General features: G+C 68.5%; 24 protein-coding genes. 11 read left to right on the top strand and 13 right to left on the bottom strand.

Going from position 1 to position 21,805, the window contains the following annotated elements; all coding sequences use genetic code 11:
• Positions 1–6 precede the first annotated feature (6 nt).
• Positions 7–1,314, top strand: a complete 1,308-nt coding sequence (locus tag ACI3KS_RS10460; RefSeq protein WP_404917957.1) for an ABC transporter substrate-binding protein — start codon at positions 7–9, stop codon at positions 1,312–1,314.
• Between the two features lie 73 nt (positions 1,315–1,387).
• On the opposite strand, the gene ACI3KS_RS10455 is transcribed toward ACI3KS_RS10460, so the two are convergent.
• Together ACI3KS_RS10455 and ACI3KS_RS10450 are read right to left on the bottom strand one after the other, a co-directional pair.
• Positions 1,388–2,107 carry an SDR family NAD(P)-dependent oxidoreductase gene (locus ACI3KS_RS10455; protein WP_404917955.1) on the bottom strand — a complete coding sequence of 240 codons (720 nt, stop codon included), beginning with the start codon at positions 2,105–2,107 and terminating at the stop codon, positions 1,388–1,390.
• Positions 2,104–3,021, bottom strand: a complete 918-nt coding sequence (locus ACI3KS_RS10450) for a dihydrodipicolinate synthase family protein (RefSeq protein ID WP_404917953.1) — start codon at positions 3,019–3,021, stop codon at positions 2,104–2,106. The genes ACI3KS_RS10455 and ACI3KS_RS10450 overlap by 4 nt, the downstream gene beginning before the upstream one ends.
• 112 nt (positions 3,022–3,133) lie before the next feature.
• Between ACI3KS_RS10450 and ACI3KS_RS10445 the strand changes: the two genes are divergently transcribed.
• The gene (locus ACI3KS_RS10445; RefSeq protein ID WP_404917951.1) at positions 3,134–4,021 is read left to right on the top strand and encodes an SMP-30/gluconolactonase/LRE family protein; all 888 of its coding nucleotides are present in this window, start codon (positions 3,134–3,136) and stop codon (positions 4,019–4,021) included.
• A gap of 60 nt (positions 4,022–4,081) precedes the next feature.
• Here ACI3KS_RS10445 and gndA read toward each other — a convergent pair whose 3' ends face one another.
• Both gndA and ACI3KS_RS10435 read right to left on the bottom strand, forming a co-directional pair.
• Complete coding sequence (gene gndA / locus ACI3KS_RS10440) at positions 4,082–5,530, bottom strand: NADP-dependent phosphogluconate dehydrogenase (protein ID WP_404917949.1); 1,449 nt, start codon at positions 5,528–5,530, stop codon at positions 4,082–4,084.
• A gap of 73 nt (positions 5,531–5,603) precedes the next feature.
• Positions 5,604–6,494, bottom strand: coding sequence for an NAD(P)-dependent oxidoreductase (locus ACI3KS_RS10435; protein ID WP_404917947.1), 891 nt, complete (start codon positions 6,492–6,494; stop codon positions 5,604–5,606).
• A gap of 102 nt (positions 6,495–6,596) precedes the next feature.
• On the opposite strand from ACI3KS_RS10435, the gene ACI3KS_RS10430 reads away from it, so the two are divergent.
• The 4 genes from ACI3KS_RS10430 (at position 6,597) to ACI3KS_RS10415 (ending at position 10,801) form a co-directional block, all read left to right on the top strand.
• Positions 6,597–7,655: a D-2-hydroxyacid dehydrogenase gene (locus tag ACI3KS_RS10430; RefSeq protein ID WP_404917945.1), complete on the top strand. Its 1,059-nt coding sequence runs from the start codon at positions 6,597–6,599 to the stop codon at positions 7,653–7,655.
• Positions 7,656–7,673: 18 nt separating this feature from the next.
• The gene (locus ACI3KS_RS10425) at positions 7,674–8,459 is read left to right on the top strand and encodes an IclR family transcriptional regulator (protein WP_404917943.1); all 786 of its coding nucleotides are present in this window, start codon (positions 7,674–7,676) and stop codon (positions 8,457–8,459) included.
• Between the two features lie 163 nt (positions 8,460–8,622).
• Entirely contained in the window at positions 8,623–10,041 is a 1,419-nt protein-coding gene (locus ACI3KS_RS10420) for an MFS transporter (protein WP_404917941.1), read from the top strand.
• Positions 10,042–10,078: 37 nt separating this feature from the next.
• Positions 10,079–10,801, top strand: coding sequence for a fumarylacetoacetate hydrolase family protein (locus ACI3KS_RS10415; RefSeq protein WP_404917939.1), 723 nt, complete (start codon positions 10,079–10,081; stop codon positions 10,799–10,801).
• A gap of 50 nt (positions 10,802–10,851) precedes the next feature.
• Here ACI3KS_RS10415 and ACI3KS_RS10410 read toward each other — a convergent pair whose 3' ends face one another.
• Positions 10,852–10,977, bottom strand: a complete 126-nt coding sequence (locus tag ACI3KS_RS10410; protein WP_404917937.1) for a hypothetical protein — start codon at positions 10,975–10,977, stop codon at positions 10,852–10,854.
• A 228-nt stretch (positions 10,978–11,205) separates the two neighbouring features.
• Between ACI3KS_RS10410 and ACI3KS_RS10405 the strand changes: the two genes are divergently transcribed.
• Entirely contained in the window at positions 11,206–11,799 is a 594-nt protein-coding gene (locus ACI3KS_RS10405; RefSeq protein WP_404917935.1) for a 50S ribosomal protein L25/general stress protein Ctc, read from the top strand.
• A gap of 99 nt (positions 11,800–11,898) precedes the next feature.
• Entirely contained in the window at positions 11,899–12,480 is a 582-nt protein-coding gene (gene pth, locus ACI3KS_RS10400; RefSeq protein ID WP_404917933.1) for an aminoacyl-tRNA hydrolase, read from the top strand.
• An 18-nt stretch (positions 12,481–12,498) separates the two neighbouring features.
• Here the strand turns inward: pth and ACI3KS_RS10395 are convergent, their stop codons facing one another.
• Together ACI3KS_RS10395 and trpS are read right to left on the bottom strand one after the other, a co-directional pair.
• Entirely contained in the window at positions 12,499–13,122 is a 624-nt protein-coding gene (locus ACI3KS_RS10395) for a hypothetical protein (protein WP_404917931.1), read from the bottom strand.
• A gap of 25 nt (positions 13,123–13,147) precedes the next feature.
• The gene (gene trpS / locus ACI3KS_RS10390) at positions 13,148–14,152 is read right to left on the bottom strand and encodes a tryptophan--tRNA ligase (RefSeq protein ID WP_404917929.1); all 1,005 of its coding nucleotides are present in this window, start codon (positions 14,150–14,152) and stop codon (positions 13,148–13,150) included.
• Positions 14,153–14,210: 58 nt separating this feature from the next.
• Between trpS and ACI3KS_RS10385 the strand changes: the two genes are divergently transcribed.
• From ACI3KS_RS10385 to ACI3KS_RS10375, 3 genes are read left to right on the top strand one after another with little or no spacing between them, the layout of a single operon-like run.
• Entirely contained in the window at positions 14,211–14,849 is a 639-nt protein-coding gene (locus ACI3KS_RS10385; protein WP_404917926.1) for an SRPBCC family protein, read from the top strand.
• Positions 14,846–15,529, top strand: coding sequence for a DUF4166 domain-containing protein (locus tag ACI3KS_RS10380; protein WP_404917925.1), 684 nt, complete (start codon positions 14,846–14,848; stop codon positions 15,527–15,529). The genes ACI3KS_RS10385 and ACI3KS_RS10380 overlap by 4 nt, the downstream gene beginning before the upstream one ends.
• Positions 15,526–16,164: a DUF4166 domain-containing protein gene (locus ACI3KS_RS10375; RefSeq protein WP_404917923.1), complete on the top strand. Its 639-nt coding sequence runs from the start codon at positions 15,526–15,528 to the stop codon at positions 16,162–16,164. The genes ACI3KS_RS10380 and ACI3KS_RS10375 overlap by 4 nt, the downstream gene beginning before the upstream one ends.
• Here the strand turns inward: ACI3KS_RS10375 and ACI3KS_RS10370 are convergent.
• The 6 genes from ACI3KS_RS10370 to sdhC all read right to left on the bottom strand — a co-directional run bounded on the left by ACI3KS_RS10370 (position 16,158) and on the right by sdhC (position 21,744).
• A complete protein-coding gene (locus ACI3KS_RS10370) occupies positions 16,158–16,997 on the bottom strand; it encodes an exodeoxyribonuclease III (protein ID WP_404917921.1) in 840 nt (279 codons plus the stop codon). The genes ACI3KS_RS10375 and ACI3KS_RS10370 overlap by 7 nt on opposite strands.
• Positions 16,998–17,006: 9 nt before the next feature.
• Positions 17,007–18,161: a YihY/virulence factor BrkB family protein gene (locus tag ACI3KS_RS10365; protein ID WP_404917919.1), complete on the bottom strand. Its 1,155-nt coding sequence runs from the start codon at positions 18,159–18,161 to the stop codon at positions 17,007–17,009.
• 89 nt (positions 18,162–18,250) lie between these two features.
• Positions 18,251–19,018 carry a succinate dehydrogenase iron-sulfur subunit gene (locus ACI3KS_RS10360; protein ID WP_404917917.1) on the bottom strand — a complete coding sequence of 256 codons (768 nt, stop codon included), beginning with the start codon at positions 19,016–19,018 and terminating at the stop codon, positions 18,251–18,253.
• A 2-nt stretch (positions 19,019–19,020) separates the two neighbouring features.
• The gene (gene sdhA, locus ACI3KS_RS10355) at positions 19,021–20,847 is read right to left on the bottom strand and encodes a succinate dehydrogenase flavoprotein subunit (RefSeq protein ID WP_404917915.1); all 1,827 of its coding nucleotides are present in this window, start codon (positions 20,845–20,847) and stop codon (positions 19,021–19,023) included.
• Positions 20,848–20,866: 19 nt separating this feature from the next.
• Positions 20,867–21,310, bottom strand: a complete 444-nt coding sequence (locus ACI3KS_RS10350; RefSeq protein ID WP_404917913.1) for a succinate dehydrogenase hydrophobic membrane anchor subunit — start codon at positions 21,308–21,310, stop codon at positions 20,867–20,869.
• Entirely contained in the window at positions 21,310–21,744 is a 435-nt protein-coding gene (sdhC, locus tag ACI3KS_RS10345; protein ID WP_404917911.1) for a succinate dehydrogenase, cytochrome b556 subunit, read from the bottom strand. Before sdhC ends, ACI3KS_RS10350 begins: the two co-directional genes overlap by 1 nt.
• Positions 21,745–21,805 lie beyond the last annotated feature (61 nt).

Below are 21,805 nucleotides of genomic sequence, written 5' to 3'. Positions count from 1 at the left end.
GTGCACATGAACATCTCCCAGACTCAGCTGAGTCGTCGCGCCTTCCTCGGCGGCAGCACAGCGCTGGCCGCTTTCGGCCTTCTCTCGCTCGCCGGCTGTGCGACGCCGGTCGCCGCCCCGCCGGGTGCGGCGGAGAATGCCGCGACCAAGGCGAAGACCATCAACTTCTACGGCAACTCGCTCGGCGAGGAAGCTCTGAAGCCCGCGTGGCAGGGCATTCTCGACGGCTTCTCGAAGAAGGCCGGAGTGACGGTCGCTCCCGTGGTCTACCCGTACGACCAGGCGGCGACGCAGCTCGCCCTCACCGGGCGCTCAGGCAAGCTCCTCGGTGTCGGCCAGTCCGGCGGCTGGCAGGTGCTGACGCCGATGAACGTGCTCGCCGACCTGACGGAGCTGGCGGAGGGGCTCGGCATCCCTCAGGGCGTGCTGGATTCCTACACGATGGACGGCAGGCTCCTCGTGCTTCCCCTCACCGCGGCCGGGATCGGTCTCATCACCAACGGCGAGATCGCCAAGAGCGTCGGCATCACCTCCGGCATGACGGTCGAGAAGTTCGCGACAGCGCTGGAGAAGATCAAGTCGCAGGACTCGTCGCTCATCCCTTACGCCGCCGTCACGAAGAACCCCGATCTGAAGGATGCCGTGCACTGGATGTGGGGCTTCGGCAGCGACGTCGTGACCGAGGACTTCACCTGCACCATCGGCGACGCCGAGAGCGTCGAGGCGATCACCTGGTACAAGGCCCTGCAGGACGATGGCCTCACCCAGACGAACGTCGCGCGCAGCGATGCGCGTATCCTCTTCGCCAGCGGGCGCGCCGCTCTCTACGATGACGCGCCGCTCGCCTCGACGTTCGTGAAGACGAACGGCGCCGCGCAGAACATCATCGACAACATCGGTGCCATCTCCCGGCCGACCTCGGGAGGGAAGGCATCGTTCAACCGGGCGTGGGGCAGCGGCCTGTTCGCGAGCGCCGGAGAGGGCGAGCTCACGAGCCGCGACTTCATCAGCTACGCGGCGACGAACGTCGAAGCGGCGACGGCCCTGTACGAGCGCTCCGCCGTGGCACCCGCGGCCAAGACCGTGGCCGACCAGATCCCCGCTCTGGCCGCGGACAAGTTCCAGGTCGCCTTCCGCACCGAGGTGTCGGAGCACGCGCGAGGGGCCGCCTGGGACCGCGTCGCGGTGACCGCTCAGATCGACGCTGCGATCGGCGGCGGGGTCGCGACCATCCTCGCGGGTCAAGTGGATGTGCAGTCCGGCCTCAACGCGCTCAAGAAGGAGGTGCAGGGGCTGCTCGACTCGAACGCCTGAGCAGGGTCCGCACAGGAATGCCGCACCGGAGAGATCCGGCGCGGCATTCCTGCGTTCTTTCAGACGGAGGGCGTCAGAGCCAGCGCTCCCGCAGCGAAGGCTTCAACCATGCAGCGGGAGACGACATCGACAGGCCTCCGTCGACGGGGATCGTCGTCCCCGTCACGAAGGATGCGGCATCGGACGCGAGGAAGGCCACGACCGATGCGACCTCGTCGGGACGCCCGATCCGGCCGAGGGGGTAGCCCTCCGTCTCGCCCGTGTCCGTGGCCGAGATGCTCCCCGGCTGCACCGAGTTGACGCGAATCCCCTGGGGACCGTAGTCGAGCGCGAGTTGCCGCATCAGCGACTCGACGCCCGCCTTGGCGGCGGCGTACGCCGGCAGGGCGGGGGCGGCCAGGGTCGCGTTGACCGAGGTCACGGCGACGATGGAGGAGCCCCGCGTGAGGAGCGGCAGCGCGGACCTGGTGACGAAGAACGCGGAGTCGAGGGTCGCCCCCATGGCCGCGCGCCAGTCCTCATCGCTCGTCGCATCCGCGCGTCCCACTGGCATGCGCGCAGCGGCGAGGACCACGACGTCGATCGAGCCGAGCACCGCTGCGGCGTCGGCGACTGCCGCCTCCGCGGCATCCGGGCGGCCGCAGTCCGCCACCAGGAACCTCTCGAACGCCGGGTGGTCGGACGGCTCCAGCCCGACGCCGACGACCCGGTCGCCCTGCGTTGCGAAGGCACCTGCGATCGCGAGTCCGATGTCGGAGCCGCCGCCGATGAGAAGTACTCCGCGGCCGGTCACACGCGCACCGTCTGCGGCAGGGTCGGAAGGCCGAGCTCGTGGACGACGAGGTCCACAGCCGCCCGGCTTCCCGCGTCGAGGCGCGCGGCGGGGTAGCGCACGGTCGCGTGTTCGATGATGCCGCGCGCGACGAGGATCTCTTTGTGCACCGCCCAGGCGATGCCGCCCTGCAGGCCGATCAGCACGAGGGGGAGCATACGACGGAAGCCGGCCCGTGCTTCGTCGACGCGCCCGGCGACGAAATCCGCCAGCACGGGACCGAGCAGGTCGGGGAACTCGCAGGCGGGCATGGTTCCGACGGCGCCACGCGCGTACTCCTCCAGGCAGAACTGCGCGTTCTGTCCGCCGAGCACCGTGAATCCGGCGTCGCCGATCGCGTCGACCACGGCGCCGACCTTGGGGGCGGTCGGTGGAGCCTCGACCTTGACGGAGTCCACGTTCTCGAGGTGTGCCAGCTCCGCGATGAGGGCCGGAGACATGGCCACGCCGGTGACGCCGGGAGCGTCCTGGACCATGACCGACAGAGAGGTGGACGCGGCGACATCACCGTAGAAGTCGATGAGGGTGGCTGCGGGAGGCTTCACCATGAACGGCGGCAGGACCATGAGTGCGTCTGCGCCTCCGGCCTCCGCGAGGCGCGCCTGTTCGATCGAGGTCGCCGTCGACGTGCCGTTGACGCCGGCGATGACCGGTACCTGTCCGCCCACGATCCCGACGACGTCGTCGAGGATCGTTCGGCGCTCGTCGGTCGTGAGGGCGAATCCCTCGCTGGCCATGCCGAACACCGCGACGCCGTCGACACCGGAGGCGAGCTGGAACTCGACGAGGCGGCGGAGGCCGGCCCGATCGAGGGCGCCCGCCTCGTCGAACGGCGTGGCCAGGATGGGCATCAGCCCGTGGAGTGTCGGAGTCATCGGCTTGTTCCCTGTTTCCTCATCGAAGTGTCACATCTTTCGCAAGCGGTATGCATATTGTGAGTTAGTCTGCCACATAACGGTTAATGTCTACCACTGAAGGAAGCTCTCGATGACGACGTCCTCTCGCTCACGAACTGTCGAGGTGCTCTCCGGCACCCGATACGTCCAGGCCGAATCACCGCGCTGGGACGGTCGCGACGGGTGCCTGGCATGGATCGACATGTCGACAGGGCGGTTCCACCGAGGCCGGCTCGACGGCGGCAGCATCGTGCCGGGTCCTTCCGTCGTGGTGGGCGCGCGGATCGGCGCACCCGCACCACTCGCCGAGGCCGGGGCCGGGTGGGCGGTCGCGGTCGATCGCGGCATCGTGCACGTCGGCGACGACGACACCGTCTCACCGATCGTGACCGGCCTCGCAGCACCGGGGGACTACATGAACGACGGCGGTTGCGACCCTGCGGGTCGGTTCTGGGTGGGCAGCCAGGCCATGCCGAGGGATTCGCACTGCTCCTTGTGGAGCATCAGTGCGGGCGGTGCGCCGACGGAGAGGCTCAGCGGGGTCACGGTCTCCAACGGCCTCGCCTTCGATGCCACCGGAGCGACGCTGTACTACATCGACACGCTTCCGCACCGGAGCATCGAGGCGTTCGATGTCGCACCCGACGGACGCCTCTCGGGCCGTCGGACGGTGTGCAGGGTGGACGGCGGAAACCCTGACGGCATGACGATCGACCTGGAGGGCATGCTGTGGGTCGCGGTCTGGGATGCCGGCGAAGTGCGCCGCTACTCGCCGGAGGGTGAGCTCGTCGAGGCGATCCGACTCCCCGCGACGCGGCCGACGGCCGTCGCCCTCGTCGACAGGCTCCTCGTGATCACGACTGCCAGTATCGGTCTGGCGCGGCCGACTGACGCGGACGGCGCTCTGCTGGGGGTCCAGGTGGACGTCGGTGGTGCACCGGCGCTGCCATGGAGAGGGATGCCCGCCTTCCTCAGTTGACCAGGCGACGGGAAAGGGCCCCGGTGCGAACACCGGAGCCCCTTCGTGCGGACGTCGCGATCAGTGCGTGTCCTCGGCCTCGATCTCGGTGCGGTCGCCCGACCACAGCGTGTGGAAGGTGCCCGGCTTGTCGATGCGCTTGTAGGTGTGCGCGCCGAAGAAGTCGCGCTGGCCCTGTACGAGTGCGGCCGGCAGACGGTCGGCACGGATGCCGTCGTAGTAGGACAGCGACGACGAGAACGCGGGCGCGGGGATGCCGGCCTGCGCAGCCGAGACGACGACGCGGCGCCAGGATGCCTGCGCGCGGGTGATGGCCTCCGCGAAGTACGGAGCGGCGAGCAGCACCGGCAGGCCGGGCTCGGCCTGGTAGGCGTCGGCGATGCGGTTGAGGAACTGGGCGCGGATGATGCAGCCGCCGCGCCAGATCTTCGAGATCGCGCCGAGGTCGATCTTCCAGTCGTACTCGGCCGCGCCGGCGCGGATCTCGTCGAAGCCCTGCGAGTAGGCGACGATCTTCGAGGCGTAGAGCGCGAGGCGGACGTCCTCGATGAACGCCTCGGGGTCTTCAACCGTGAAGGCCTCTCCGGGGCCGGGGAGGGATGCCGCGACCTCGCGCTGCTCGGGGTGCGAGGAGAGCGAACGGGCGAAGGTGGCCTCGGCGATGCCGGAGACCGGGACGCCCAGCGAGAGCGCGGTCTGCACGGTCCATGCCCCGGTGCCCTTGGCGCCGGCCTGGTCGACGATGACGTCGACGAGCGGCTTGCCGGTCGTCGCATCGATCTGACGCAGCACCTCTGCGGTGATCTCGATGAGGTAGCTCTCGAGCTCGCCCTTGTTCCACTCGGCGAAGATCTCCGCGATCTCGGCCGGCGACTTGTCGGTGCCGCGGCGGATGAGGTCGTAGGCCTCTGCGATCAGCTGCATGTCGGCGTACTCGATGCCGTTGTGCACCATCTTCACGAAGTGGCCGGCGCCGTCGTGTCCGACGTGCGTGACGCAGGGCTCGCCCTCGGCGACCGCGGCGATGGACTTCAGGATCGGGCCCAGGGTGACCCAGGACTCGTCCGAGCCGCCGGGCATGATCGACGGGCCGAGCAGTGCGCCCTCCTCGCCACCGGAGATGCCGGCGCCGACGAAGTTGATGCCGGTCTCGCGGACGGCCTTCTCGCGGCGGATCGTGTCGGGGAAGTACGCGTTTCCGCCATCGACGATGATGTCGCCGGGCTCGAAGACCTCGACCAGTGCGTCGATCACGGCGTCCGTCGGGCGACCGGCCTTGACCATGATGATCGCGGTGCGCGGCTTCTGCAGCGAGTCGGCGAACTCCTGGTAGGTCGATGCCGGGATGAAGCCGGCCTCGGGGTGAGCGTCGAGGACCGACTGGGTCTTCTCGTAGCTGCGGTTGAAGATCGCCACCGTGTTGCCCTCGCGGCTGGCGAGGTTGCGGGCGAGGTTCGACCCCATGACGGCGAGTCCGACGACTCCGATGTTCGCTGATGCTTCGGGCACAGAAGGCTCCTCGATCGTGAAGGAAGGGATGGATTCAGGGTATCGCGACGCCAGGTGCCGCCGGGCGTCTGTGTCACCGGGCGTCGGCGTCGCGCGAGGCCACGAAGCGGCGGGACACGGAGATGTCACGGTCGCCGAGCCCGGCGTCGACGATCTCGTCGAACGCCGCCCGCAGGGTGGGCAGCAGCACCGGCGCGGTGCCGGTGGCGTCGGCGATGTCCGCGGCGAAGCGCAGGTCCTTGATCATGTAACGGGCCATCCCGCTGGGCTCGTCGTCGCCGGTGACGAGTTTCTCGCGACGGCTCTCGAGCAGGTTGGAGCCTGCGTAACCGCCGCCGAGCAGGCTCCAGAGGGCCTCGAGATCGAGGCCGCTGCGGTCGGCGAGCACGGTCGCCTCTCCGAGGGCGAGGATCGTCGCCGAGACGACCAGCTGATTGCACGCCTTGGCGACCTCCCCGGCGCCGAGCGGGCCGAGCAGGACGGGGGTGCCGCAGGGCGCGAGGACGGATGCCGCGCGGGCGGCGTCCTCAGGGGCGCCGCCGAGCATGATCGACAGGCGGCCGGCCCTCGCGCCGTCCACGCCTCCCGAGACGGGGGAGTCGACCACCCGCACCCGTCCGCCCGAGCGGATGTGCAGGCGCTCTGCGAGTTCACGCACCGCGGGGGCGGACGATGTGGAACCGATGAGGAGGAGCAGGTCGCCCGCTCCTGCCAGCACGCCGTCGTCTCCTTCGAGGATCTCCTCGAGCTGGGGGAGGTCCGGCAGGAAGGTGACGAGCACGTCGACCGCCTCCGCCAGCGCCCGAGGGGAGTCGGCCCAGGTCGCTCCCGCGGCGACGAGATCGGGCTGCGGGCGCCGAGCGTGGATGTGCAGTGTTCCATGGGCTGCGAGCAGCCGTTCGGCAACGGGGTAGCCCATTGCGCCGAGTCCGATGATGCCGACGGTGGCAGAGGGAGCGCTCATCCCGTCACGATAGCAAGAATCCAACAGAGTGAATAGTGTTCATCAAGCTGGAAGTGAATTAGGCTGAGGGCATCGAACGAGACTCCCGAGGAGGGGAACGACATGGCCGAGGTCGTCGAGAGGGTCCGCGCCGTGGTCGCGGTTCCCCTGAAGGAGGAGCACTGCCGGCTCATCGAGGAGCTGGAGCCCCGACTCGAGGTCGTCCGCGATCACACGCTGGAGCGCCCGATGCGGGGTCCCGCCGACTGGTCGGGAGATCCCGACTTCGTGCGCACCCCCGAGCAGCAGGCCGCGTTCGACGAGCTCGTGGACTCCGCCGACGTCCTGTTCGGCATCCCCGACGTCGATCCCGCCGCGCTGGCACGCACGGTCGACGCCAACCCGAAGCTGCGCTGGGTCATGACGACTGCGGCGGGCGGAGGCGCCCAGATCAAGGCGGCCGGACTCGATCGCGAGGCTCTCGATCGCATCCTCTTCACGACGAGCGCGGGAGTGCACGGCGGACCGCTCGCGGAGTTCGCGGTCTTCGGCGTCATCGCCGGTGCCAAAGACCTCACCCGACTGCAGCGCGATCAGCGCGAAAGGGCGTGGCCCGAGCGCTGGGAGATGCGTCAGGTGGACGAGCTCACGGTGCTCGTCGTCGGCCTGGGCGGCATCGGTGCGGAAGTGGCCAGGAGATTCCACGCGCTCGGAGCGCAGGTCTGGGGCACGACCCGTTCGGGGCGGTCCGTCGAGGGCATCGACCGCCTGATCCCCCTCGAGGACCTCGTTCAGGCCGTGGCGCAGGTGGACGCGATCGTCGTGACGCTCCCGGGCACCGAGCAGACGCACCACCTGATCGGCGACGACGTCTTCCGGGCGGTCAGGCCCGGTGTCATCCTCGCCAGTGTCGGACGCGGCACCGTCATCGATGAGGAGGCGCTCCTGCCAGCCCTCGACGACGGCCGCGTCGCGTTCGCCGCTCTCGATGTCTTCGAGGTCGAGCCTCTCGACACCTCGTCGCCGCTGTGGTCGCATCCGCGAGTCCTCGTCAGCCCCCACACCGCCGCACTCAACTCGAAGGAGGAGGAGCGCATCGCTCGCAGGTTCGCCGAGAACGCGGCGCGCCTGCTCGATGGCAGGCCATTGCGAGCGGTGGTCGATACGGTCGAGTTCTACTGACCGGTGAACAGGAGGGGCATGGACGACGTCAAGGAAGCCCGTGATCCCGCCCCCGCGGTGACGCGCAGCATCCGTCTGCTCGGGCTCCTCGCCGACGCCGGCGGTCCTCGAACGCTCACCGAGCTGGCCGGCGGCCTCGGTCTCGCCAAGTCGTCCACTGCGAACCTGTGCCTGGCGCTGGAAGCGGCGGGGATGATCGAGCGCTCGGCCAACGGATACCGGCTCGGGCTCCGCACGGCGGAACTGGGCGGCGCATTCGCCGCGCAGTTCAACCAGGTGCGGGAGTTCTATTCCGTGTGCGACTCGTCCGACGTGCTGCGCCAGGAGCTGGTGCAGGTCGCAATGCTCGACGGCGCCGACGCGCTGTACCTGGCGCGCCACGAGGGTTCCCTGTCCCTGCGGCTCGGCACGCCGCTGGGATCCCGTCTTCCCGCGGCGCTGTCGGCCGCAGGGCGCGCTCTGTTCGCTGCGATGAGCGACGACGACGTCGTCGCAAGACTCGGAGAGGACGCGGTGTTCCCTGCGCTCACCGAGCGCAGCACGACCACGCTCGCCGGGCTTCTCGAGATACTGGCCGCTACCCGCAAGCGGGGATGGGCCCTGGATGCCGAGGAGTCGTTCCGCGGCATCGTGGGCGTCGCGGTTCCGCTTCCGGGGTGGGCGCCAGCGGATCCGCCCCTCTCCCTCGGGGTGGCGATCCGCGCCATCGAGGCGGACTTCGAGCGCATCGAGCGGGTCGCGGCAGCCCTTCAGGAGGCTGCCCGCGCCCTGACGAACCCGTTCAGCGCGGCCGCCCGCCGCTGACCTCCGCTTCCATCCAGCCGCCTCCGGAGCGGCCATTCGGCGTGCCGTCGGCGAGCGCGGGTGTCGGATCCGTCATCCCTCACGCGAATTCACACAGTTGTACTCAATTCAACCCGCTGGTACAGTCGTCCCCATCGCACCGTTGTGAAGCCGATCGAAGGAGATGGCAGTGTCCGATACCCCCCTCACCACCCCTGCGGTGAACGACGATCCGGAGTACGCCGCGAATCTGCGACGTGCGACTCTCGCCTCCAGCTTGGGCAGTGCCCTCGAGTACTTCGACTTCGCGCTGTACGGCCTGTCGACCGCGTTGATCTTCAACGTCCTGTTCTTCCCGCAGGGCGACCCCGGGATGGCGACCGTCCTCGCCTTCGCGACCTTCGGCGTCGGTTTCCTCGCCCGCCCGTTCGGTGGACTCTTCTTCGGTGTCCTCGGTGACAAGCTGGGCCGGAAGTGGGTGCTCGTGGTCACGATCCTCCTCATGGGAGGTGCGTCCACCGCCATCGGTCTGCTGCCGACCTACGAGGCCATCGGGATCTGGGCGCCGGTCCTGCTGGTGCTCATGCGCCTGCTGCAGGGCTTCGGAGCAGGTGCCGAGCAGGCCGGAGCCACGGTTCTCATGGCCGAGTACGCGCCCGTCAAGCGCCGAGGCTTCTTCTCGTCGCTGCCGTTCATCGGCATCCAGGCGGGCACACTGCTCGCCGCAGTGGTGTTCAGCATCATCGCGCTGCTGCCCTCCGACCAGTTGCTCTCCTGGGGATGGCGCGTGCCGTTCCTCGCCTCGTTCGTGCTGATCCTGCTCGCGCTGTTCATCCGCATGCGTCTACGTGAGACCCCCACCTTCGTCGAGCTCGAGAAGCACGACCAGATCGCCGAGCGTCCGATCCGCGACATCTTCACGCACGGCCTGCCCGGCGTCATCGTCGGCGTCGGCCTCCGCATGGCCGAGAACGGCGGCTCGTACATGTTCCAGACGCTGAGCCTCGCCTTCTTCGTCTCGGTCCTGGGCGATGCCGCAGACAAGAGCCTCCTGACGTGGGGTGTCACGATCGGATCCCTGATCGGCGTGTTCTCGGTGCCCTTCAGCGGCTACCTGTCCGATCGGTTCGGGCGTCGCACGATCTACCGGGTCGGATCCGTCTTCATGCTCGTCTACACCTTCCCTGCCTGGTGGCTGCTCTCCCTCGGGAACCACGTCATCGCGATCGCCGTCATCGCGATCGGCATCGGCGTCGCGGTCAACACCATGCTCGGTCCGCAGTGCGCCATGCTCCCCGAGCTCTTCGGCAACCGTCACCGATACCTCGGCGTCGCGATGGCGCGCGAGATCTCGGCCGTCCTGGCCGGCGGCCTCGCCGGTGTCCTCGGCGCGTACATCATCGCCGTCAGCGGTGGCAACTGGATCCTGCTCGCGGTCTACATGGCCACTCTCGCGCTGATCACGACCGCGTGCACGTTCCTCGCTCCCGAGACGCTGCGGCGCGACCTCACGCGCGTCGACGACGCGATCAAGGTCTCGCGCTCGGAGGGCGGAGACGACGTCTTCGCCACCACCGTCTCGATCACGGCGGTGGGGCGATGACGGGCGCCGTCGTCCCGACGAGCCCGAGGGTGCACGGATGCTGATCGGACGCCTCCGCACGAACGACGGCGTGCGCTGGGTGAACGAGGCATTCGAGGTCATCGAGGATCCGTACGCGGCGCTGGCAGAGGGGAGGGTACCCGCGGTGAGAGGGCCGCGGGTCGCGGGCGAGCTGCTCGCCGCATCCGACCCGATCGTGATCCTCGGCATCGCGCAGAACGGTCCCGATTCCCCCTCGCCCGTTCAGGCGTGGCTGAAGAGTCCGCGCACCGTCGTCGCCGGCGGCACCGAGGTCGTGCTCAAGCGTGACGCGGGCCAGACCGTGGCCGAGGGTGAGATCTGCGTCGTCATCGGCAAGGACACCGCGGGTCTCACCGTCGACAACGCGCACGAGTACGTGCTCGGCGTCACCGCCGTGAACGATCTGTCCAGTCCCGATCGCGCGGAACACGACCCTCGCAACTTCGAATCGAAGTCGGGTATCGGATACACCCCGCTCGCGTCGTGGATCGACACGGATGCCGGGATCGATGATGTGGCTCTCACCGTGGACGTCGACGGCGAGACGGTGGTGCGCACGAGCAGCCATGAGCTGCCGATGACGATCAGGCAGTGTCTCGCGTACGTGGCCTCATGGGGGCCGCTCGGGCCCGGAGACCTGATCATGACCGGTGCGCCGCACTCTCAGGCACCCACCGGCCCTGGTCACACGGTGACCATCCGCGTCGCAGGGGTGGAGCTCGTCACGCCGCTGCTCTGAGCCCACGCGGCTGGTGTGAACAGGCGCGTCTCCTCGCGGAGTGCGCGGGATCAGTCCTTGCGGTAGCCCGAGCGACCGAGCGAGAACAGCGCGCCGAGCGTGAAGACAGCAGCGCAGAGCGTCATGCCGCCGATGAGCCAGGCGATCGCGTGAGAGAGGAAGACACCGTCGATCATGGGTTTTTCTCCGTGGGCTGCGAGGGCGGAAGAGGTCGGGTTCAGCCTATCGGGTCGATCGGGTACGATAGTCCGAGTACCTCGGCGAGGGATGTTTCTGCGCGTGCGCAGGCATCCGTTATCGACGCGGCGGAGCAAGCCGGTGGCTTCTTTCACGCGTCTGTGTCCGAATCTCGAAAACCAGACCACCGCGCAGCGCATCCGCTGCGTGTCCCGAAGGAGAACCTCATGTCTGAAGACAACAAGGTCCAGGCCGAGCTGCGCAGCAACTTCGGCAAGGGCTTCGCCCGCCGCCTCCGCGCCGCCGGCAAGATCCCCGCCGTCATCTACGGTCACGGCACCGACCCCGTGCACGTCGCGCTGCCTGGTCACCAGGTCTCGCTGATCATCCGTCGCGCGAACGCTCTGCTCGAGCTCGACGTCGAGGGCACCGAGCACCTCACGCTGGTCAAGGACGTCCAGAAGGACCCCGTGCACCAGATCATCGAGCACATCGACCTGCTCGTCGTGAAGAAGGGCGAGAAGGTCTCGATCGACGTTCCCGTCGTCGTCACCGGCGAGTCCGCAGCCGGCACCATCGCGAACCTCGACGCCACCACGCTGTCGCTCGAGGTCGAGGCGACCCACATCCCCGAGCACGTCGAGGTCTCCGTCGAGGGACTCGAGGACGGCACGCACATCACGGCCGCCGACGTCACGCTGCCCAAGGGCGCGACTCTCGTGACCGAGGGCGACGTCCTCGTCGTCGCGATCTCGATCCCGGCCGTCGAGTCGACGGACGAGGATGCTGCGGGCGAGGCCGAGGAGGCCGCCGCGGAGTGATCTCCGACTGAACCATCGACGGAGGGGGCGCGAGCGTATCGCGTCCCCTCCGTCGTATCCTGACCGGGCGTCGCGCCCGGTACGTGAGAGGACGAGGACATGGCATCGACCTGGCTGGTGATCGGGCTCGGCAACCCCGGACCGCGCTATGAGGCGACCAGGCACAACATCGGTCAGATGGTGGTCGATGAGCTCGCCGCCCGTCGCGGCGAGAGCTTCCGCGAGCACAAGGGAGGCGCACGGGTCGTGGAGACCTGGCTGCGCCCAGGTGCGGACAAGCTCGTGCTGGCGAAGCCGAACACGTTCATGAACGTCTCGGGCACGCCGGCCGCCGCTCTCGCGCGTTTCTACTCGGTGCCGCCGGAGCAGGTCATCGTCGTTCACGACGAGCTCGACATCCCGTTCGACACGATCAAGCTCAAGATCGGCGGAGGGCACGGGGGGCACAACGGCGTTCGCGACATCGCTCGGGCGTTGACGACGCCGGACTTCCCCCGGGTGCGGGTCGGGATCGGTCGTCCGGTCGGTCGGCAGGACCCCGCGGACTGGGTGCTCTCACCCTTCGGCAAGGACGAGAGGCCGAACCTGCCGATCCTCGTCTCAGATGCTGCGGATGCCGTCGAGCAGCTGGTCGGAGAGGGCCTGACCGCCGCGCAGCAGAAGCACCACGCTCCGCGCTGACGGCGGGCCGGCGAGGCGTCAGGCGCCGAGACCGTTCGCGGTTCCCAGGGACAGGGAGATCGTCAGAACGATCCAGTAGACGCCCGCGCCGAGCACCGACAGGATCAACGCGACGACGCCGAGGGCGCGGCGCTGCTTCTTCACGATCGCCATGATGCCGACGACGATGCCGGCGAGCCCCAGAACCGTGCCCGCCCAGAACGCGATCTCCGCCCACAGCACCTGATCACGCGCAGGCGAGAGGACCGAGAGGAAGTTCGGATCGGTCGTGTCGAAGCCGCTCGGGATGCGGGTCCCGATCTCGAATCCGGCGATCCCGGCGACGACCGGGCTCGCGACAGCGGCGAGAAGGGCGAAGACCAGCGCGAGGATGCCGAGCAGCCCCGACTTCTGCGGCGCCGCCGCCGGCGGAAGCGCGTAACCGCCTTCCGGCGCGGCATAGCCGCCGACGGGCACCTGATAGGCCCCGGGGGGAGCCTGCGGGGCTGGCGGGAATGGGGCACCAGCGCCGACAGGCGCGGGGAACGGACTCGCCTGCGCACCGGACGGAGCACCGTACGACGGCGGCTGCGGCGCACCGGGGTATGCGGGCGGCACGGCGGGCGCGGAGCCGTAGGGCGGGGGCAGCTGCGGATCGGTCACGCCCCCATCCTAGGCCCGTGGGGCCTCAGACCCGCCGGAGGAGTCCGACGCGGTCGTACACGTCCGCGAGGGTCGCATCCGCGACGGCATCCGCCCGCTCCGCGTTCGCGGCGAGGATGCGATCGAGCTCCGCGGGGTCGTCGAGCAGGGCGAGCGCGCGTTCGCGCACCGGACCGAACTCGGCGACGACCACCTCGGCGAGACCCTTCTTGAAGTCGCCGTAGCCGCGGCCCGCGTACTCGTCCTCGATCGACCCCACCTGGCGCCCCGTGAGCGCCGCGTAGATCGTGAGCAGGTTCGACACGCCGGGCTTGGACTCGCGATCGAAGCGGACAGAGCCCTCGTTGTCGGTCACGGCGCGCATGATCTTCTTGGCGGACTTCGCCGGGTCGTCGAGCATCCAGAGCACACCGGCATCCGACTCGGACGACTTCGACATCTTCGACGTCGGGTTCTGCAGGTCGTAGATGCGCGCCGTGTCCTTCTGGATCACCGGGCGCGGCACGACGAACGTCTCGCCGAACCGTGAGTTGAACCGCTCGGCGAGGTCGCGCGTGAGTTCGACGTGCTGCTTCTGGTCGTCGCCGACCGGGACGACATCGGTCTGGTACAGCAGGATGTCCGCGGCCATGAGCACCGGGTAGGTGAAGAGCCCGACATTGGTCGCGTCCTGGCCGTAGCGCGCCGACTTGTCCTTGAACTGGGTCATCCGACCCGCTTCTCCGAACCCGGTGATCGTGTTGAGCACCCAGGCGAGCTCGGCGTGCGCCCGCACGTGCGACTGCACGTAGAGGGTCGACTTCGACGGCTCGATGCCCGCCGCGATATACTGGGCCGCGGTGCGCCGGGTCTTCTCACGCAGTTCGGCCGGGTCGTTCGGCTGCGTCAGCGCATGCAGGTCGACGACGGAGAAGTAGGCGTCGTAAGACGATTGCAACTCGCGCCACTGGAGAAGAGCCCCGATGTAGTTGCCGATCTGGAGGGAGTCGGCGGAGGGCTGCATTCCGGAGTAGAGGCGAGGCTTGGTCACTCGACAATCCTAGGCCGCACCGACGACTGTCGAGGCGCACGATGCGTAGGCTGGGGTCATGACGGGGGAGAGGCGGCGTGATCGGGCGCTCTATGTCGAGATCCTCATCGACGCACCGATCGACAGGGTGTGGGAGCTCACCCAGAACCCGGAGAACCACGTCCGCTGGGACGGCCGATTCACGGGCATCCGGCCGACACGGCTCCGCGACGACGGCGCGCAGGAGTTCGACTACGAGCTCGATCTGCGACTCCACACCATTCACGGCACGGGTGTCTCGCTCGGCGAGCGACGCGGACGCAGTGGCGAGCGGACCTCTGCCCTGGTGTTCGACACCGATGACGCGCTGTCGCCGCTGGGCCGCGGCCGCGGGTACTGGCGGTACATCCCCACCGAGCACGGCGTGCGGTTCCTCACCGGGTACGACTATGCACCCGGATGGGGGCCTCTCGGCCGGGTGCTCGACCCGATCGTGACTCGCCGCATCGTCTGGTGGCTGACCGCGTGGAGCTTCGATCGGCTGCGTCTGTGGGCTGAGGACGGCGTGCCGCCGGAGGAGACCGGCTGGTGGCGATCCCTGCTCCCCGGGCGACGCCCGCGCGCGAGAGCCTCGCGCTGCCTCTCACGACCCCGCCGAACGAACGGACGGACGATCATGCAGAACGCTCCCGACTCCCTCGCCGGACTCGACTCATGACGCAGGAGGGAGTGTTCCGACGCGCGATGGGCGCGGACTTCGACCGTCTGCATCCGAAGATGCAGGAGCGGTTCGGCGTAGGTGTGGCCGCAGGATACGGCTGCGTCGGTCGAGGCATGATGAGCGAGGTCCGTCGGGGGCCGTGGTGGACGCTGCCGTTCCTCATGTTCGGGACGCTGCGCAACATCCTCTTCCCCGACAAGGGACGCGGCATCCCGTTCCAGATCGACAACTACGCGTACATCGACGGTATCGGCCGCGAGACCGTCACCTTCGTCCGCACGATGCAGATCAGCAGACTGCGGCGGCGTCGCTTCGACGCCACGATGGTCTACAGCGACGCTCGGGGGCGTGTCGTCGACTACCTCGGCACGCATCAGCATCTCGCGGTCGACCTCGACCTCGCGGTGACGGATGCGGGCGGCCTTCGGCTGACATCCGGAGCCCAGCGCTTCTACGAGGGCCCGCTCGCGTTCCGGTTCCCGATGCTGCTGAGCGGGCGGGCGCACCTGACCGAGCACTACGACGACGAGCGCGAGTGCTACGTGATCGACCTCGAGGTGCGCAATGACGTGCTGGGCTTCCTGTTCGGGTATCGCGGAACGTTCACGTGTGAGCTCGTGCCGGGCACCGATGCGCCGGCGACGGCGAAGCCCTACCGCGAGGAGGCACGGGAGTGATCCGAAACGGCGAGGTCTTCCTGCAGGCGCTCGGAGCCGACGCCGAGCGCCTGCATCCCGAACTGCGGACGCAGATGGGGGAGCGGGCGGAGCGCCGCACGGCATACGGGGCATTCGATGTCGCAGGCAGCCGCTTCCGACTTCTGAACGTGTTCGCTCGTCCGGTGGTCGGGGCGGATGCCGTGGTGACGAGCTACGAACGCGAGGTCCCGTTCTCGATCGTCATGAGCGCGTCGACGAATGATCGGGGGCGCGCGGTGCTCGACACGAGGCGCGAGTTCGGGTTCCGCCGTGGCTCGCAGCGCATCGTCGACCGGCTGACGGTCAGCTCACGGCCGGGCCTGGTTCGCAACCTGCTCGGTGCCTCAGGGCGTATCGAACTCATCGAGGAGTGCGGCGTGACCGAGGACGGGTTCCTCCGCATGACGACGAAGCGCGTGGCCCTCCGCCTCCGGGGACGGCACTTCGCCCTGCGGGGCATCCTGCGCGTCGACGTCCGGGTCGTCGACGGCTGGGACGCCGTCGAACGGCGCCGGACTATCGAGATGCGCGCGACCAATCCGCTCGTCGGCACTGTGCTCGAATACCGCGGGTGGTATCGGCTCGAGCGGACTCAGGGCGAGCGGACTCAGTAGCCGTAGTCCACCACGACGGGAGCATGGTCGCTCCAGCGCTGGTCGTAGGCCACTGCGCGGGCGACGTGGTAGCTCTGGACGCGTTCGGCCAGTGCGGGCGTCGCGAGGTGGTAGTCGATGCGCCACCCCGAGTCGTTGTCGAACGCCTGGCCGCGCATCGACCACCAGGTGTAGGGGCCCTCGACCTCGCCGTGGAAGCGGCGGCCCACGTCGACCCAGCCGAGTCCGGTGCCCACGGTGCCGTCGACGCCGGTGATCTCGGCGCCGGCCTCTCCGAGGAAGCGATCGAAGTACGCCCGCTCCCGGGGGAGGAAGCCCGCCTTCTTGCGGTTGTCGCGCCAGTTCTTGATGTCGAGCTCGCGGTGACCGACGTTGAGGTCTCCGGTGACCAGCGCGAGGGCGTCGTCGGCACCGAGCGCCGACAGGCGCGGCCCGAAGGCGTCGAGGAACTTCCACTTCTCGTCCTGCTTCGGGGTCTCCGCCTCGCCCGAGTGCACGTAGGCGCTGACCACGGTGAGGGGAACGTCGCCCAGCAGGAAGTCGGCTTCGATCCAGCGGCCCTTCGAATCGAAGTCATCGGGTCCGAACTCGGTACGGACCGCGAGGGCGGGCGTACGGCTGGCGATCGCCACGCCCGCTCGTCCCTTTGCCGTCGCCTCGTCGTGGACGATGCTCCAGCCCGGGAGAGCGGCCTCGAGGTGCTCGTCCTGTCCGCGGACCTCCTGGAGGGTCAGGATGTCGACGTCGGCGGCATCGAGCCACGAGCTCATGCCGTTACGCGCGGCGGCGCGGATCCCGTTGACATTGACCGAGGCGATACGCAGATGAGGCATGCATCCAGCCTAGGCGTCGGGGCGGACATTCCCGGATCCGCGGATCCCCGCGGTCTCGGCCTCCGCCTCCGCCTCGGCAAGGACGTCGCGTGCGCGCTGCACCCGACGGCGCGCACGGAGATGCAGGTACCACGGCGCTCCGGCATCCGCCTCCTGGGCCCGGCGCAGTCGGACCCTGGCTGCCAGCACCAGGGCGCGCACCTCTTCGCGGCGCACCTCCTCGGCGTCTTCGCGTTCGAGGGGCTGATCGTGGTCGTCGGCGGCCACAGCGATCCAGGACGACGCGACGAGGACGACGATCGCGAGCCAGCGGCACCACAGCAGGAGCCCCAGGATCACCGCGAACGACGCGAGGAGGGGATTGCTCGGCACGTGCGAGAGCAGCAGGCCCGCGCCGAGCTGCAGGACGACCATCGCTCCGCCGCCGAGGAGCGAACCGGGCCAGATGAACTGCCATCGCAGCTGGGTGCCGGTGAGGAATCGCACGAGAGCGGCGAGGGCGGCAGCGTCGAGGGCGAAGGCGATCGCGATCGACACGATGCGTGCGCCCGCGGTGAAGAGCCACGAGTCCGTGCTCCACTGGAGGAGGAGGAAGAACTGTTCCAGAGCCCAGGCGCTCAGCGCCACGACGATCGCGCCGACCAGCATCGCACCGCCGAACACGATGGCTGCGAAGAAGTCCCTGGCCTTCAGCAGCCAGTAGGCGCGGGAGTCGAAGGGCAGCCCGAACAGGTCGCGCACGGCGCGGCGGGTGAACGTCACCGCGCTCACGGCCGTCCACAGGGCGATGGCGACGGCGATCGCTCCGGTGATGCCGAGCACGCCGATCGCGTTCTTCGCGATCTCGGTGACGTCGTGGACCGTGAAGAGGCCCTCCTCGCCGATCAGCCCGGGGATGTACGTGTTCACCAGACGCACCACCGCCTCGATGGCGACGGCACTGCCACCGAGCCAGAGACCGGCTGCGGCGAAGGCGACGTAGAGCAGGGCGAACAGGGCGAAGAGCACGTAGTAGCTCATGCCCGCCGAGAGCAGGAAGCCGTTGCTGAACGTGAAATTGCGCCACACCCGCACGGGGAACGCCGCGAGCGTGCGGGCCTTCAGTGCCGAGACCTGGTCCATCCGCGCCTCCAGACGCGCGCGGAGGGGAGTCGTGGCTGACACCTCCCCACCCTATCGGCGCGGGGGATCCGGAGACGCCGAAGGGCGGGCTCCGATCGGAGCCCGCCCTTCGGCGTGAGCGGATGCTGCGGTCAGGGGCGACCGCGCAGCACGGCCTGCTTGACCTCGGCGATCGCCTTGGTGACCTCGATGCCACGCGGGCACGCCTCGGAGCAGTTGAAGGTGGTGCGGCAGCGCCACACGCCTTCCTTGTCGTTGAGGATGTCGAGACGCACGGCGGCGTTGTCGTCGCGCGAGTCGAAGATGAAGCGGTGCGCGTTGACGATCGCGGCGGGGCCGAAGTACTGGCCGTCGGTCCAGAACACGGGGCACGACGAGGTGCACGCCGCGCAGAGGATGCACTTGGTCGTGTCGTCGAAGATCTCGCGGTCGGCGATCGACTGGGTGCGCTCCTTGCCTTTCTCGGGCACGGAGTTCGCGACGAGGAACGGCTGCACCTCGCGGTACGAGGCGAAGAACGGCTCCATGTCCACAACGAGATCCTTCTCGAGGGGGAGTCCCTTGATGGCCTCGACGTAGATCGGCTTCGAGATGTCGAGGTCCTTGATGAGCGTCTTGCAGGCGAGCCTGTTGCGACCGTTGATGCGCATGGCGTCCGAGCCGCAGATGCCGTGCGCGCAGGACCGGCGGAAGGTGAGCGAGCCGTCGACCTCCCACTTGATCTTGTGCAGCGCATCGAGCACGCGGTCTGTCGAGTAGAGCTCGACGTCGTAGTCGACCCAGCGTGGCTCGGCGTCGACCTCCGGGTCGAAACGGCGGATGTTGAACGTCACGATGAACGACTGGATGCCGGTGTCCTCGGTGGTCTCCGCGGGTGCTTCGGCGATGGCGGTGGACATGCTCAGTACTTCCTCTCCATCGGCGGGTAGTTGAACTCGCCCTTGTCGTTCTTCGTGAACACGACGGGTTTCCAATCGAGCTTGATGTGGTCGCTCGGATCGGACGAATGGGCGTCACCGGTCAGGTAGGCCATCGTGTGCTTCATGTAGTTCTCGTCGTCGCGCTTCGGGAAGTCGTCGCGCATGTGACCGCCGCGGCTCTCCTCGCGGTTCTGTGCGGCGTACACGACGACCTCGGCGATGTCGAGGAGGAAGCCCAGCTCGACGGCCTCGAGGAGGTCGGTGTTGAAGCGTCGGCCCTTGTCGTCGACATGGATGTTCTTGTACCGCTCGCGGAGCTCGGCGATCACGCCGAGGACGTGCTGCAGGGACTCGTGCGTGCGGAACACCTGCGCACCCTTGTCCATCTCGTCCTGCAGCGTCTTGCGCAGCACGGCGATGCGCTCGGTGCCCTGGTTGTTCCGAAGGCCCTCGAGCATGTCGGAGACGAAGCCGGCGGGGTTCTCGGGCAGCGGCACGAACTCGGCGGTCTTGACGTACTCGACCGCGTTGCGGCCGCTGCGCTTGCCGAAGACGTTGATGTCGAGCAGCGAGTTGGTGCCGAGGCGGTTGGCGCCGTGCACGGAGACGCAGGCGCATTCGCCGGCCGCGTAGAGTCCGGGGACGATCGTGTCGTTGTCGGCTAGGACCTCGCCGTTGTTGTTCGTCGGGATGCCACCCATCGCGTAGTGCGCGGTCGGCATGACCGGCACGGGCTCGACGACGGGGTCGACACCCAGGTAGGTGCGGGCGAACTCGGTGATGTCCGGCAGCTTGGTCTCGAGGACCTCGGCGCCGAGGTGCGTGCAGTCGAGCAGCACGTAGTCCTTGTGCGGGCCGGCTCCTCGGCCCTCGGCCACCTCCTGCACCATGCAGCGCGCGACGATGTCACGCGGTGCGAGGTCTTTGATGGTCGGGGCGTACCGCTCCATGAACCGCTCGCCGGAAGCGTTGCGCAGGATCGCTCCCTCGCCTCGAGCGCCCTCCGTGAGAAGGATGCCGAGGCCGGCGAGGCCGGTGGGGTGGAACTGGAAGAACTCGAGGTCCTCGAGGGGGAGGCCCTTGCGCCACACGATGCCGACGCCGTCCCCGGTGAGGGTGTGCGCGTTCGACGTCGTCTTGAAGATCTTGCCGAAGCCTCCGGTCGCGAAGATCACGGCCTTGGCCTGGAAGACGTGCAGCTCTCCGGTGGAGAGGTCGTAGGCGACCACGCCAGACACCTGGGTCTTGCCGTCGGCATCCTTCACCGTCAGCAGATCCAGCACGTAGAACTCGTTGAAGAAGTTGATGCCGAGCTTGACGCAGTTCTGGAACAGCGTCTGCAGGATCATGTGACCCGTGCGGTCGGCGGCGTAGCACGCGCGACGCACAGGGGTCTTGCCGTGCTCGGCCGTGTGACCGCCGAAGCGACGCTGGTCGATCTTGCCCTCGGGCGTGCGATTGAAGGGGAGACCCATGTTCTCGAGGTCGATGACCGCGTCGATGGCCTCCTTGGCGAGGATCTCCGCCGCGTCCTGGTCGACGAGGTAGTCGCCGCCCTTGACGGTGTCGAAGGTGTGCCACTCCCAGCTGTCCTCCTCGACGTTCGCGAGCGCCGCGGCCATGCCGCCCTGCGCCGCGCCCGTGTGGGAGCGGGTCGGGTACAGCTTGGAGATCACCGCGGTCTTCGCGCCGGGGCCGGCCTCGATCGCCGCGCGCATGCCGGCGCCGCCGGCGCCGACGATGACGATGTCGAACTGGTGGTAGTGCACGCCGTCGCGGACGACGGACTCCTGTGCCTCAGTAGTCACTTCTCGTTTGCCTTCTCTATCAGTTCGCGACGGCCTGGCAGGTGTCCCACAGCGTGCTCGACTCAGTCACACCGAGGCAGGGGTCGAAGGTGAAGACGACCAGGGTGCCGAGGAGGATGAGGAGGCCTGCGGCGAGACCGAGTGCCCAGATGAGCACCCTGCGCGCGGTGGGGTGGGTGACGTAGTCGTTGACGATCGTGCGCATGCCGTTCGCACCGTGGATCAGCGCGAGCCACAGCATGATGACGTCCCACCACTGCCAGAAGGGCGTGGCGAACTTGCCGGCGATGAACGCGAAGTCCAGGGCATGGATGCCGTCGCCCACCATGAGGTTGATGAAGAGGTGGCCGAAGATCAGCACGACGAGGACGATGCCCGAGCCGCGCATGAACAGCCAGCCCCACTTCTCGAGGTTGACGCTGCGGCGGCGGCGCGCCGGAGCGGCGACGGTCTGAGCGGTCATCAGTGACCCCCTCCGAATCCGGCGAACGCGAGCATGAGGTGGCGCGGCACGAAGCCGGCCATGATGATGCCCCACACCAGGAGCACGCCCCAGAAGAGCTGACGCTGGTAACGGGCGCCCTTCGACCAGAAGTCGACTGCGATGATGCGCAGACCGTTCATCGCGTGGAACACGATGCCCGCCACGAGCACGACCTCGCCGATCGCCATGACGGGGTTCTTGTAGGTGCCGATCACGGCGTTGTACGCCTCGGGGGACACCCGGATCAGCGCCGTGTCGAGCACGTGCACCAACAAGAAGAAGAAGATGGCGACTCCGGTGATGCGGTGAAGCACCCACGACCACATGCCCTCTCGACCCCGGTAGAGGGTTCCGCGCGGCGTCTTGGACGTGGTTTCCGAAATCGACGGTGTCAAGCGAGCGCTCGTGGACACGGTCGTCCCTCCCTGGATCGAAGTGACTCGGTCGCGTGCGCTGTGTGGTCCACGTAGCCTG

It is taken from the genome of Microbacterium sp. ZW T5_45 (assembly GCF_044987415.1).
Classification (GTDB): domain Bacteria; phylum Actinomycetota; class Actinomycetes; order Actinomycetales; family Microbacteriaceae; genus Microbacterium.
The sequence above is the reverse complement of the archived record's forward strand: the minus strand, read 5'-3'. Positions and strand labels throughout refer to the sequence as shown.

What these genes read in the sequence shown, in the direction of transcription:
- ACI3KS_RS10415 (WP_404917939.1), top strand. Translation starts at nt 10,079, where the DNA reads ATGCTGATCGGACGCCTCCGCACGAACGACGGCGTGCGCTGGGTGAAC.
- ACI3KS_RS10450 (WP_404917953.1), bottom strand. Translation starts at nt 3,021, where the DNA reads ATGACTCCGACACTCCACGGGCTGATGCCCATCCTGGCCACGCCGTTC.
- ACI3KS_RS10435 (WP_404917947.1), bottom strand. Translation starts at nt 6,494, where the DNA reads ATGAGCGCTCCCTCTGCCACCGTCGGCATCATCGGACTCGGCGCAATG.
- pth (WP_404917933.1), top strand. Translation starts at nt 11,899, where the DNA reads ATGGCATCGACCTGGCTGGTGATCGGGCTCGGCAACCCCGGACCGCGC.
- ACI3KS_RS10425 (WP_404917943.1), top strand. Translation starts at nt 7,674, where the DNA reads ATGGACGACGTCAAGGAAGCCCGTGATCCCGCCCCCGCGGTGACGCGC.
- ACI3KS_RS10350 (WP_404917913.1), bottom strand. Translation starts at nt 21,310, where the DNA reads ATGACCGCTCAGACCGTCGCCGCTCCGGCGCGCCGCCGCCGCAGCGTC.
- ACI3KS_RS10430 (WP_404917945.1), top strand. Translation starts at nt 6,597, where the DNA reads ATGGCCGAGGTCGTCGAGAGGGTCCGCGCCGTGGTCGCGGTTCCCCTG.
- ACI3KS_RS10420 (WP_404917941.1), top strand. Translation starts at nt 8,623, where the DNA reads ATGGCAGTGTCCGATACCCCCCTCACCACCCCTGCGGTGAACGACGAT.
- ACI3KS_RS10410 (WP_404917937.1), bottom strand. Translation starts at nt 10,977, where the DNA reads ATGATCGACGGTGTCTTCCTCTCTCACGCGATCGCCTGGCTCATCGGC.
- ACI3KS_RS10370 (WP_404917921.1), bottom strand. Translation starts at nt 16,997, where the DNA reads ATGCCTCATCTGCGTATCGCCTCGGTCAATGTCAACGGGATCCGCGCC.
- ACI3KS_RS10380 (WP_404917925.1), top strand. Translation starts at nt 14,846, where the DNA reads ATGACGCAGGAGGGAGTGTTCCGACGCGCGATGGGCGCGGACTTCGAC.
- ACI3KS_RS10460 (WP_404917957.1), top strand. Translation starts at nt 7, where the DNA reads ATGAACATCTCCCAGACTCAGCTGAGTCGTCGCGCCTTCCTCGGCGGC.
- ACI3KS_RS10445 (WP_404917951.1), top strand. Translation starts at nt 3,134, where the DNA reads ATGACGACGTCCTCTCGCTCACGAACTGTCGAGGTGCTCTCCGGCACC.
- ACI3KS_RS10405 (WP_404917935.1), top strand. Translation starts at nt 11,206, where the DNA reads ATGTCTGAAGACAACAAGGTCCAGGCCGAGCTGCGCAGCAACTTCGGC.
- ACI3KS_RS10360 (WP_404917917.1), bottom strand. Translation starts at nt 19,018, where the DNA reads ATGTCCACCGCCATCGCCGAAGCACCCGCGGAGACCACCGAGGACACC.
- ACI3KS_RS10385 (WP_404917926.1), top strand. Translation starts at nt 14,211, where the DNA reads ATGACGGGGGAGAGGCGGCGTGATCGGGCGCTCTATGTCGAGATCCTC.